An 11,419-nucleotide genomic window follows, 5' to 3' on the forward strand; every position below is an offset into this window, starting at 1 on the left:
TTCGGCGGATTGCGCGGATCGATTTGTTAGGCAATCCTAAGTTAGGTTAGCCTTGCCGACTGGTCGCCCCGAAATGTCGGGCGGCGAAGGTACCGCGCACGCGCCGTCCAGCGCGCCTGATCCGCCGTGGAGGAATCCGGATGTCGTCGTCGCAGATAACGCTGCTGGGGGCGGTGGCCGGCTTCACCATCTATCTGGGCCTGCCGATCGGGCGGCTGCGCTCCCCCGCGCCGACACTGCGCGCGCTGCTCAACGCGGTCGCCACCGGCATCCTGATCTTCCTGCTGTGGGATGTGCTCACGCACGCCTGGGACCCGATCGACTCGGCGCTCTCCGACCACCGCTACGGCTCCGCGGCCGGCAACGGCGCGGTGTTCTTCGCCTGCTTCGGCCTCGGCCTGGTCGCGCTGGTGTACTTCGACCGCTACGTCGCCCGCCGGGCCACGCGATCGCGCAGCTTCGGGCCGGGCGCGGCGGCGGTCGACGAGTTGAACCCGCGCACCGGCTCGGCCGCGTTCACCCGGTTCTTCGACCTGGCGATGATGATCGCGGTCGGCATCGGCCTGCACAACTTCGCCGAGGGCTTGGCCATCGGCAACTCGGCCGCGACTGGACAGCTTCAGCTCGCCGTCCTGCTGATCATCGGCTTCGGGTTGCACAACGCCACCGAGGGCTTCGGCATCGTGGCCCCGATGGCCGCCGAGGGGCGGATGCCGACCTGGGCGCGGCTCGGCCTGCTCGGGCTCATCGGCGGCGGGCCGACCTTCCTGGGCACCCTGGTCGGCCAGCACGTGGTCAACGACACGCTTTCGATCGGCTTCCTGACCCTGGCGGCCGGCTCGGTCCTCTACGTCGTGATCGAGCTGCTCGCGGTCGCGCGCAAGATCGGCCGCAAGGAGCTGACCACCTGGGGTCTGCTGCTCGGGGTGTTCCTCGGCTTCATCACCGACGCGATCGTGACTGCCGCAGGGGCCTGATCCGCCCGCGGCCGTGCGCCCGAATTAACCGGAAATTAGGACGCACACAGGTTTATGTCGGCAACGAGGGCAAGTTTCACAGGGTTCTGAACTACTCGGGCCTGAGAACCGTTTCGCGCGTGATCCGGCGCTCGCCGGCGTACCCACCTCGAGACGGTGAACAGATGCGCAACGCCCTGTCCCTCAACCAGCACCTGACCTCCGTGTACCGCATCGTGCTCGGCCTTCTGATCTCTTGCCATGGCGCTTCGACGCTCTTCGGCTTCTTCGGCGGCTCCCTCGGCACCGGCAAGACGGTCTCCCCGACCCAGTGGCCTGGCGGCACCGCGGCCCTGATCCAGCTGGTCTGCGGACTGCTGGTCCTGGTAGGCCTGGCCACCAGGCCGGCCGCCGTGCTGCTGTCCGGTGCGATGGCCTACGCGTACTTCTCGGTGCACCAGAAGCACGCGCTGCTGCCGATCCAGAACGGCGGCGAGCCGGCCGCGCTGTTCTGCTGGGGCTTCCTGATGATCGCCATCCTCGGCGCCGGACCGTGGTCCGCCGACGCGGCGCTGGCGCGGCTGCGCGGCAGGTCCGGCGCGACCCGACCGGCCGTCAGCGAGGCGTGAGCGAACCAGTCGTCTGATTTCCGTTCGGCTCCCGGCCGGCGCGCCATGCAGCGCCGGCTGCCGCCGCACCACTGCTGCGCCGCCGCACACCTTGACAGCTTCCGGGCTGGGTCGTTTACTCCGGTGCGAATAAGTTTCGTTCCCTTACGAATTGTGTTCGCACGTGTTGAGTCGCCAGCGGAAGCTGAGAGGTCTGGAGCGGTAAATGCACCGACTGACCGGTCAAACAGGTCGTAAGAGGCGCGCGGCGCTGGTCGCCTTCGCGCTGATCACTTCGAGCGTGGGATACGCGAACCTCGTGTCCTCGCCCGCGTTCGCCGAGGACAACGGCGTGGGATCCGCTCCCGCGTTGGGCTGGAGCAGCTGGAGCTTCATCCGGCATGATCCGACCGCCGCGAAGATCGACGCACAGGCGGACGCCATGAAGAGCAGCGGCTTGGCCGCGGCGGGCTACCAGTACGTCAACGTGGACGACTTCTGGTACCAGTGTCCAGGCAGTCAGGGCCCGAATGTCGACGCGTACGGCCGCTGGGTCACCGATCAATCGAAGTTTCCGCCGAACGGGTCCGAAGACGGCGTCGCCGCGGTCGCCGATCACGTGCACGCCGACGGACTCAAGTTCGGCCTCTACGTCACGCCTGGCATCTCGAAGCAGGCGGTGACGCAGAACACGCAGATCCTCGGCACGCCTTACCACGCCAGCGACATAGCGACCACGGCCGCTGAGAAGAACTACAACTGCAAAGGCATGGTAGGGATCGACTACACCAAGCCCGGCGCACAGGAGTTCATCAACTCGTGGGCCGACCAGTTCGCGTCCTGGGGCGTGGACTATGTGAAGATCGACGGCGTCGGCCTCAGTGACGTGGCGGACATCCAGGCCTGGTCGGCGGCGTTGCAGCAGACCGGGCGGCCTATCCACCTGGAGCTGTCCAACAGCCTGGCGATCAGCGGCGCGGCTACCTGGGCGCAGTACTCGAACGGCTGGCGCACCGGCGGGGACGTCGAGTGCTATGGCTGCGAGAGCGGCGGCAACAGCTACCCGCTGACTGACTGGTCGCATGTGCAGTCCCGGTTCAACCAGGTCGCGAACTGGCAGCCCTACGGCGGTCCGGGCGCCTTCAACGACTACGATTCCATCGAGGTCGGCAACGGCGCGAACGATGGACTCACCCCCGACGAGCGCGAGACGCAGCTGAGCCTATGGGCCCTGGCCTCTTCTCCGCTGATCCTGGGCACCGACCTCACAAACCTCGACGCGGCGGATCTCAAGCTGCTGAAGAACCGCGCGGTGCTGTCGGTGGATCAGGACTCGATCGACGCGGCCCGGATCGCGCAGTCCGCCACCTGGCAAGTCTTCGCCAAGACCGAGAAGAACGGCGACGTCATCGTCGGGCTCTTCAACACCGGGTCGAGCGCCGCAGTCGTGTCCACCGCGTCCTCGGCGCTCGGCCTGCCTTCCGCGAAGGCGTATCTGCTCGACAACCTCTGGACGCATCGGACGACCGAGACGACGGGCACGATCGCCGCGGACGTCCCGTCGCACGGCGTAGCGCTGTTGCGCGTCACGGCGACCAAATTCCCGTACCTCGCGCCACCGGACGTCACTGTCGACGTCAGCGCTCTGACGAGTGCGTCCGCTGGACAGCCCGCCTCGGTCACCGAAACGTTGACGAACAACGGGATCGAGCCGATCGAACTCGCGCAGCTGAGCCTTGCGACACCCGCGGGATGGACCGCGAGCGCGACCTCGGGTAGCCGGTTCGCAATCGTGCAAGCCGGTCAGAGCGTGCAGACCGCGTATCAAGTCGTACCGTCAACACCCACCGCGCTCTTCGAGACCGACACGGTCACCGCGAGCGCCGAATACCGCTGGCATCTGCTGTTCCCAGGCAGCGCCTCGCTCGCCGAATCGGTGACGCTCGGCGCGCCGGTCCAGGCGCCGTATCAGACCTTTTCCTCGACCACGGCGAACTTCGCGCAGCTGGGCGACCGGCTCGGGATCCAGGCCGGCGGCGGCGACGTGTACGGCGGAACGAATCAGTACGGCGCTGCGTATGTGCACGGCGGCGAGCAGGACGGCACCGTGGCGACAGTCGAGATCACCGCTCAGGCGAACACGAACGCGTGGGCCAAGGCGGGGATCATGGTCCGTAACGACATCACGAACGCCAACGCCTCCCCCGGCTTCCTCATTCTCGCCGAGGCGCCCGGCCACGGATATGTCATGCAGTGGGACGCCAACGGCGACGGCCAGCTCGATTCCAACAGCGCGCCCAACAACCAGGGGCTCGGCACGGCCGCGTATCCAAGCTGGCTCAAGCTGGTGCGCAGCGGCACCAGCTTCACCGGCTACTACTCGACCGACGACGTCAGCTGGACCCTGATCGACACCATCTCGGTGCCGACCGCGGCCGCGACGCAGGACGTCGGGGTCTTCGCCACCGCGCACAACACGGGGGCGATCGGCGAGGTCGACTTCCAGGGCCTGACGATCGGCTAGCCGACGCTGGCGCGGGCCGCCTGCCGGCGCAGGCCGGTGAGCACGGAAAGCCGGTTCTCGGCCAGGATCCGCAGCGTGGTGGCCCGCGCCGGGAAGCGGCGCAGATACGTCGTGGTGAAGTGCGTGCCGTAATGCAGAAAGTCGTCACCGTGCAGGAAATCGTCACCGTGCAGGAAATCGTCACCGGACGGCTCCTGCAGCGGCCGGACGCAGCTCTGGAAGTTCGGTGCGTGGAAGTAGACCATGGCGTACCGATCGACTGCCTGCGGCCACAGTTCGCGCGGCGCGGACGGCAGCAGGCCGCAGGTCATGTATTGCATCAGCACCCCGGGAAAGACAGTCAGCGGCTCGGTATCGTCACGCCGCACGACGACGACCAGCAGGCCGTCGTCGATGCGCGCAGCCGCTGCGGCGCTCGCCTCCGGCCGGGCCGCCTGCGCGAACTTCGGCTCGAAATGCAGCGCGCGCAGCGAATGCCAGCCGCCCCAGGTAAGCCTCGCGAACACATCCGGGTCATCGGCGGCCAAGCCGAGCGCCACGAGCCGCAACACCCGATCGGCGACCTCGCCGAGCCGGTCGGAAAGAGCGAGCATGGCGCGGCGGTACTGCGCGTCCGGCCAGGGTACCGGGCCGTGGCAGGGCCAGAACTCCCTTACTCGCGGATCGTGCGGTGCAATGTCCTGGCACACGGTGAACGCCTCGCACCGGTCCGCCTCGGTCGCGTCCGCCTCCTCCCCCGCAGCCGCGTAGCCGGCGTAGGTGAGATTGCTGATATAGCGGGCCTTGGCCGTGGCGGGCCGGGCGAAGAAGCGTTCGCTGGCCGCGAAAGCGGGCCGCAATTCCGCCCGCACTTCGTCGGCGGCGACCTGGAAGGCACCCTGGGTGCGCCAGGACCGCACCAACGCCTCGCCGAGGTCCACCTCACCCTCAGCGGGCTGCGACGCGAACCTGTACGGCGCTTTCACGCCTTCCTCCTTAGACCGGGGCTCCCATGCGGAGGAGCCCCGGCAGTCATGGCGGATCCCAGATCGGCGAAGATCGGCATCCTGCGCTCGCCAGTCAGAACCCTGATGCGGTCGCGCATTGGCCCCGCCGGGCACACCAGCCGCAAGCCGCCGCCGAGCGCGCGGGCCCGGGCGTGCGCGCGCTCCAGCACGTGCAGGCCCGCGGCGTCGAGGAAGGCCACCTCGGATAGATCCACGACCAGGTCGGCGCAGTGCGGGCCGATCGCCCCGGAAAGCTTCCACTCCACACTGCCGGCCGCCGCGCAGTCGATCTCCCCCGACAGCTCAAGCACGGTCCAGCCGCCGATCAAGAGGCAGTGCGCGGTGTGCAGCGCGGGCGCGGGCGCTGGGCGCAGACCGGGGCCGATGATCAACCGAGTCTCCAATATCGCAGGTCAGCGTGCATGTCAGCGCGGTCGGCGAGTGCGCGGCCAGCTGCGCTCTACCTCGAATGCTGATGGTGTATGAGATACGATGGTCGGCCCGATGCGCCTCCCGCATGCTCTTATGCGGAATCGGCATACGCGATCACACGGCGAGCCCACCCCGGTGAGTTAGCGTGAGCTCACGGATTCCAGCCCCGCGGGGAGACCGATGCACAGGTCGATAACTGACGGCCATCAGACGCGGCCACAGCAACAGATCGCCGCGGCGCCGCGCGCCGGGTACCGCCCCGCGGCCGCCGGGCTCAGCCCGCTGCCGGCGCAGTTCTGGAGATCATGGGACGTGGCCCGCGCGGTGGCGGGCAACGCACCGGGCGCGGTCATCGCGCTCACCCGGCAGGCGCACGGCTTGAGCCAGGCCGAGCTGGGCACGCTGGCCGGATTCTCCCAGTCCGCGATCTCGCGGCTGGAGACCGGCGGGAATCTGGGCTACGACATCAGAGTGCTCAGATCGCTGGGCCGGCTGCTCGGCGTGCCGCCGCGGCTGCTCGGGCTGGCCGACGACAGCCCGCCCGCAGCGCTGGAATCGGTCCGGCTGCCGATCGTGGCGCGGCTGGAGGAACTGGCGACCGAGAGCGCCTCGGCGCTGCCGGGCACGGCGGTGGATCGCAGGACCCTGCTGGACGCCTGCATCGCCGCGGTCGTCGGCGCGCCGACTCAGGAGGCCTGGCGGCTGGTGGACGACGGCCGCGTCGCCGACCCGCAGACGGTGCACCGGCTGCTCGTGGTGCGCCGCCTGGTGAACGACGCCGACTCGTGGATCGGCGCGGACGGCCTCGCGCCAGCGGTCGCCGAGCTCTACCGGCTGATCGATCTGATGCGCCGGGCGGCCAGCGGCGGGATGCGGCAATGGCTGCTGGACGTGACCGCGCTGTACGCGGAGTTCTACGGCTGGCTGCGGCAGGAGGTCGGCGACCTGCGCGGCGCCGGCGAGTGGACCGAGCGTTCGCTGCAACAGGCTCAGGCCGCTGATGACCGAGAACTGGTCGCTTACGCGTATGTGCGCAAGGCACAGCTGGCCGAGGCGGACCGCGACGACGACCGGGTGATCGGCCTGTCGCGCGCCGCCTTGCGTGAACCCGGGATCTGCGCGCAGGTGCGCGCTCTGGCGTTGCAACAGGAGGCGCGCGGCCACGCCATCGCCGGGAACGCCGCGGCCTGCTTGAGCAAGCTCGACGAGGCGCGCGACCTCGATCTGCCGGATTCGGCGCCGTGGAGTGACCGCTACCGGGTCGGTTATTACTTCGACGCGAACCACTTGAAGATCCAGCACGCGTCTTGCCTGCTGGAGCTAGGTCGGGTCCGTGACGCGATCGCGTTCTACGAGGACCACGCCGACAGCCGCGAGCACCTGTGCCGCTGGGAGCAGGCGGTGCATGTCGCGCGCCTGGCCCGCGCCTACGCGCTGGTCGGCGAGCCCGACCGGGCGGCGGCGATCGGAACTCAGGCCCTTGAGATGGGCACCGGCACCTCCTCCACGCTGGTGGTCGAGGAGCTGCGCAAACTCGACGTCTGGCACGCGGTGCCGGCAATCGCCAGCCTCACCGCCGAGCTGGACCGGCTGCCGTAGTACGAGGATCGTGCAGTCATAGGATGTTTCATTGTTGTTTCAGCGGAGCATCCGTCGTGAGCTGGGCGAGTTCCCCATTGACGAACTCACTCATCCGATGATTTGTTGACCGCGCCTCGGCTCCGGTGTAAGAAGTCGCCGTGTATACGGCGAGGTCTATACCAGCAGGGAGGCGGCACTCGATGATGCGGCGATCCAGGACAACCGCGAAGCTCCTCGGCCCGCTCGCGGCGGCGGCGCTGTGCGCGGGAGTCGTCCAAGGCACGGCGTCCGCAGGGGCGCTGGGAAACACCTCGCCGTCCGGCGCGCCAAGCTTCGCGGCGCACCAGGACCTGCGGCCGCCGATGGGCTGGAGCAGCTGGAGCTCCTTCCACGGCGGGATCAGCGAATCGCTGATCGAGGCTCAAGCCACGGCGATGCACAACACGCTGCAGAAGTACGGCTACCGATACGTCAACATCGACGCCGGCTGGTCGGATCACGTGGACCAGTACGGCCGCGACGCCTGGAACGCGACCAAGTTCCCGGACGGGATCCCGGCGGTGGCCAAGTTCGTGCACTCCCTCGGACTCAAGTTCGGCATCTACCTCGTCCCCGGCATCCCGAAGGCAGCGCTGACCGCCAACTCGCAGATCGCCGGGACCGCTCTGCACGTCGCTGACATCGCGGACATCACCAAGCCGGGCAACACTGCCGCGGACGGTTCAGCCGCGATCGACTACGCCAAGCCGGGCGCGGCCGCCTACGTGCAGTCACAGGCCGATCTGCTGGCCTCCTGGGGCGTGGACTACATCAAGATGGACTTCGTCGGGCCCGGCGGCGGCAAGGTGGCGGCGGACAACCGCGCCGACATCGAGCACTGGCACGCCGCGCTCGCGCGCACCGGGCGCGCGATCCACCTGGAGCTGTCCAACTCGCTCAGCCTCGCCAACGCCGCGATCTGGGCGAAGTACAGCAACGGCTGGCGGATCGAGGGCGACGTCGAGTGCTACTCGCACTGCCCCGGGCTGACCAACTGGTCCGTGCGCGTGTCCAAGCGTTTCACCGACGCGCCGCAGTGGATTGCCTTCGCGGGGCCCGGGCACTGGAACGACCTGGACTCGGTGGAGGTGGGCAACGGCGCCGCGGACGGGCTCACGCCGGACGAGCGGCAGTCCATGGTCACCCTCTGGTCCATCGAATCCGCGCCGCTGCTGCTGGGCACCGACCTGAGCAAGCTCGACCCCGCCGACCTCGCGCTGATCACCAACCCCGAGGTCATCGCCGTGGACCAGGCGGGGCACCCGGCGCACCCGGTCTCGCAGGCCACCGCGCAGCAGGTGTGGATCGCGGCCAACCCTGACCACAGCTACACCGTCGCGCTGTTCAACCTCGGCGACAGCGCGGCCCCAGTAACCGCGACCTGGAGCGATCTCGGCTCCGGCGGCGCCAAGACGGCGATGGTGCGCGACCTGTGGCAGCACAAGAACCTCGGCCTCATCCGTGGCGGATACACCGCGACCCTCGCCCCACACGCCTCGCTGCTGTTCCGAGTCATCCCGCTGGGCAAGTGACCGGTTCACCCTGTCCGCAACAAGGGGGACGGAAGAAGGAAGTAGGACCTTGAAACGCATTCTGCTGGGCGCGAGCGCCGCTGTCGCCGCCGCGGTGACCGCCATCGCCGTCGCGACGAGCGCCCAGGCGACCCCGCCCGCGCCGCACACGGCGGCCGCGTCCGCCGCCGACCCGACCTCCGGGCTTACCAAGTACACCGACAGCTACAAGGTGCAGCACCCGTACAACCTGCCGCAGTCGGCTCGGTTCTCGGTGACCGGCGGCGAGTACAACCTCTGGATCCTCAAGGGCGACAAGGGGTTCACCTCCGGCACCTCCACCGGCGCGCGCACGGAGATGCGCTGGGTCACGAACTGGTCCAGCGGCGAGCACCTGTGGGAGGCCGACGTCCTGATCGACCCGGGCACCACCGGCACCTGCATCATGCAGGTCCACGTGAACGGCCCAGGCGAGGCGATCTACGTCCAGACCAAGAACGGCAACCTGTACAACAGCGTGAACACGCTGCTGGCCAAGAACATGGTCGGCAAGTGGTTCCACCTGGCCGCGGCGTACAACCCGAGCAACCACCTGGTGCAGATCTGGGTCGACGGCAACCTGGCCCTCTCGACGCACTACACCAAGCCCTCCGGCACCGCGTTCTACTTCAAGAACGGCGTGTACAACCTGAGCGGCAGCAAGTCCGAGACCCATTTCAAGAACATCGCGCTCTGGCACGGATGAGACCGCACGGCTGAAACACCGCCGTCCCGGCGCGTCGCCGCAGGCCAGCGGCGCGCGCCAGGACGTGACGCGTGTCTGTGATCGATCGGGGCATACTCCAGGCATGGCTGCGGCAACCCGGTCAGGCACGACGCCGACCTACGAGACCGCGTTCGTGCTGGGAGGAGGCGGGCACCTGGGCGCGTACGAGGTCGGCATGCTGCGCGCCCTGCTGGAGGCGGGCATAAAGCCGGATCTGGTGCTGGGCACCTCGGTCGGCGCGATCAACGGCTCGGTGCTCGCGGCCGATCCGACCGAGAAGTCGGTGGCCCGGCTGGCCGAGCTGTGGACCGGGCTGAGCAGCGGCGGGATCTTCGAGGCGAATCTGTTCACCAGGCTTGGCACGGCCGCGCGCACACGCACGCATATGTACTCCAACGCGGTGCTGCGCCGGATGCTCGAATCGGATCTGCCGGTCTCGCGGATCGAGGATCTGACGGTGCCGTTCCAGTGTGTGGCCGCGTCGATCGAACGAGCCGCCGAGCACTGGTTCGCCGAGGGACCGATCGCGGACGCGGTCCTCGCGTCGTGCGCGGTGCCCGGACTGCTGCCGCCGGTGGCCATCGAAGGCGAGCACTACCTGGACGGCGGGCTGGTCAACAGCGTTCCGGTCGGCCGCGCGGTGGCGTTGGGCGCGCGGACGATCTACGTGCTGCACGTCGGACGGCTCGAACAGCCGTTGCGGCCGCCGCGCCGGGCATGGGAGGTCGCCGCGGTGGCCTTCGAGATCGCGCGGCGGCATCGGTTCGCCCGCGACATGGCCGACCTGCCGCACGGCATCACGGTGCACCTGCTGCCGACGGGCGCGGACACCAACCGGGCCGCGACCTGGTCGCAGTACGTGCGCTATCGCTCCTTCGACGAAACCCGCAACCGGATCAGGCGGGCATACACGGCGTCCTGCGAGTACCTCGAACGAGCCCAGCAGAACCGGACCGGGCAATGAGGCGCTTGCTGCTGCGGCATACCGTGCTGCGGCGGCCGCTGACCATTGCGACGGTGCTGCTGCTGTGGATGCTGTTCGCGGTGCTGACACCGCTCCTCGCACTCGTCTGCGGACTGCTGGCGTTGCGGCCCGGTGGGCACGGCCGGCCGGCCCGGATCGCTGTGTTCGCGTTCTGTTATCTGAGCGCGCAGCTCGCCGGGCTGGGTTATGCCGCCTGGCTGTGGCTGCGCGCCGGTTTCGGCCGGCGGCTCGGCTCGCCGCGCATGCAGGAGGCGCACTACTCGCTGCTCGCGACGCTACTGGGCCGGCTCTACCGGATCGGCAGCACCCTCTTCGACGTCCGGATCAGCCCTCCGGCGACGGTCACGCCGCACAGCGACGCCTCGCCGACGCTGCCGCCGACGCCCGGACGTCCGCTGATCGTGCTCAGCCGGCACGCGGGTCCCGGCGACTCCTTCCTCCTCGTGCACGCGCTGCTCACCCTCGTGCATCGCAGACCTCGTATCGTGCTCAAGGAGGCGCTGGTCTTCGATCCGTTCATCGACGTGTTGCTCGGCCGGCTGCCGCACTGCTTCGTCAGTCCGGGTGCGGACGGCGGCGAGCGGGCCAAGGAGCAAATCGGGCGGATCACGAGCACGATGGGCGCGGCCGATGCGCTGCTGGTGTTCCCAGAGGGCGGAAACTTCACGCCGCGCCGCCGGTTGCGCGCGATCGCCAGCCTACGTCGCAGGGGTCTGTCGCGCGCGAGCACCCGGGCGCATCACCTGCGCAACCTGCTGCCTCCGCAGCCGGCCGGGGTCTTCGCCGCGATCGACGCGGCTCCGCACGCCGATCTGGTCTTCGTCGCGCACACCGGCCTGGATCACATGCAGTCGGTGCACCAGGCGTGGTGCGGCGTGCCGCTGACACATCCGGTCGAGGTGACCTGGTGGACGATCCCGGCCGAACGCGTTCCCGTCGAGGAGGACGCGCGGCTGCGCTGGTTGCACGACAACTGGGCCGAGATCGACGCGTGGATCAGCCGCGCGCAGCAGACCGAACCCATGACTTGA

The 11,419-nt window shown here is 68.9% G+C and carries 10 protein-coding genes; 8 read left to right on the top strand and 2 right to left on the bottom strand.

The window, feature by feature from the left end; all coding sequences use genetic code 11:
• Window positions 1–140: 140 nt before the first annotated feature.
• The 3 genes from VN779_RS19270 to VN779_RS19280 all read left to right on the top strand — a co-directional run bounded on the left by VN779_RS19270 (window position 141) and on the right by VN779_RS19280 (window position 4,088).
• A complete protein-coding gene (locus tag VN779_RS19270) occupies window positions 141–977 on the top strand; it encodes a ZIP family metal transporter (RefSeq protein ID WP_325725310.1) in 837 nt (278 codons plus the stop codon).
• A gap of 164 nt (window positions 978–1,141) precedes the next feature.
• Window positions 1,142–1,585: a DoxX family protein gene (locus VN779_RS19275; RefSeq protein ID WP_325725312.1), complete on the top strand. Its 444-nt coding sequence runs from the start codon at window positions 1,142–1,144 to the stop codon at window positions 1,583–1,585.
• Between the two features lie 205 nt (window positions 1,586–1,790).
• Window positions 1,791–4,088, top strand: a complete 2,298-nt coding sequence (locus VN779_RS19280; protein WP_325725314.1) for an NEW3 domain-containing protein — start codon at window positions 1,791–1,793, stop codon at window positions 4,086–4,088.
• Here the strand turns inward: VN779_RS19280 and VN779_RS19285 are convergent.
• Both VN779_RS19285 and VN779_RS19290 read right to left on the bottom strand, forming a co-directional pair.
• Entirely contained in the window at window positions 4,085–5,053 is a 969-nt protein-coding gene (locus VN779_RS19285) for a 2-oxoglutarate and iron-dependent oxygenase domain-containing protein (RefSeq protein WP_325725316.1), read from the bottom strand. The two genes, VN779_RS19280 and VN779_RS19285, sit on opposite strands and share 4 nt — an antisense overlap.
• On the bottom strand, window positions 5,050–5,466 hold the full coding sequence (locus tag VN779_RS19290; RefSeq protein ID WP_325725318.1) for an STAS domain-containing protein: 417 nt from the start codon (window positions 5,464–5,466) through the stop codon (window positions 5,050–5,052). Before VN779_RS19290 ends, VN779_RS19285 begins: the two co-directional genes overlap by 4 nt.
• A 220-nt stretch (window positions 5,467–5,686) precedes the next feature.
• Between VN779_RS19290 and VN779_RS19295 the strand changes: the two genes are divergently transcribed.
• The 5 genes from VN779_RS19295 to VN779_RS19315 all read left to right on the top strand — a co-directional run bounded on the left by VN779_RS19295 (window position 5,687) and on the right by VN779_RS19315 (window position 11,419).
• Window positions 5,687–7,105 (top strand): helix-turn-helix transcriptional regulator, encoded by a 1,419-nt coding sequence (locus VN779_RS19295; protein WP_325725320.1) that lies wholly within the window; start codon window positions 5,687–5,689, stop codon window positions 7,103–7,105.
• Window positions 7,106–7,287: 182 nt separating this feature from the next.
• A complete protein-coding gene (locus VN779_RS19300; RefSeq protein WP_325725321.1) occupies window positions 7,288–8,658 on the top strand; it encodes a glycoside hydrolase family 27 protein in 1,371 nt (456 codons plus the stop codon).
• Window positions 8,659–8,707: 49 nt separating this feature from the next.
• On the top strand, window positions 8,708–9,382 hold the full coding sequence (locus VN779_RS19305; protein WP_325725323.1) for a polysaccharide lyase family 7 protein: 675 nt from the start codon (window positions 8,708–8,710) through the stop codon (window positions 9,380–9,382).
• 103 nt (window positions 9,383–9,485) lie between these two features.
• Window positions 9,486–10,367 (top strand): patatin-like phospholipase family protein, encoded by an 882-nt coding sequence (locus tag VN779_RS19310; RefSeq protein WP_325725325.1) that lies wholly within the window; start codon window positions 9,486–9,488, stop codon window positions 10,365–10,367.
• Window positions 10,364–11,419, top strand: coding sequence for a 1-acyl-sn-glycerol-3-phosphate acyltransferase (locus VN779_RS19315; protein ID WP_325725327.1), 1,056 nt, complete (start codon window positions 10,364–10,366; stop codon window positions 11,417–11,419). The genes VN779_RS19310 and VN779_RS19315 overlap by 4 nt, the downstream gene beginning before the upstream one ends.

Origin of the sequence: Actinocrinis sp., assembly GCF_035605935.1 — a bacterium.
GTDB lineage: Bacteria > Actinomycetota > Actinomycetes > Streptomycetales > Catenulisporaceae > Actinocrinis.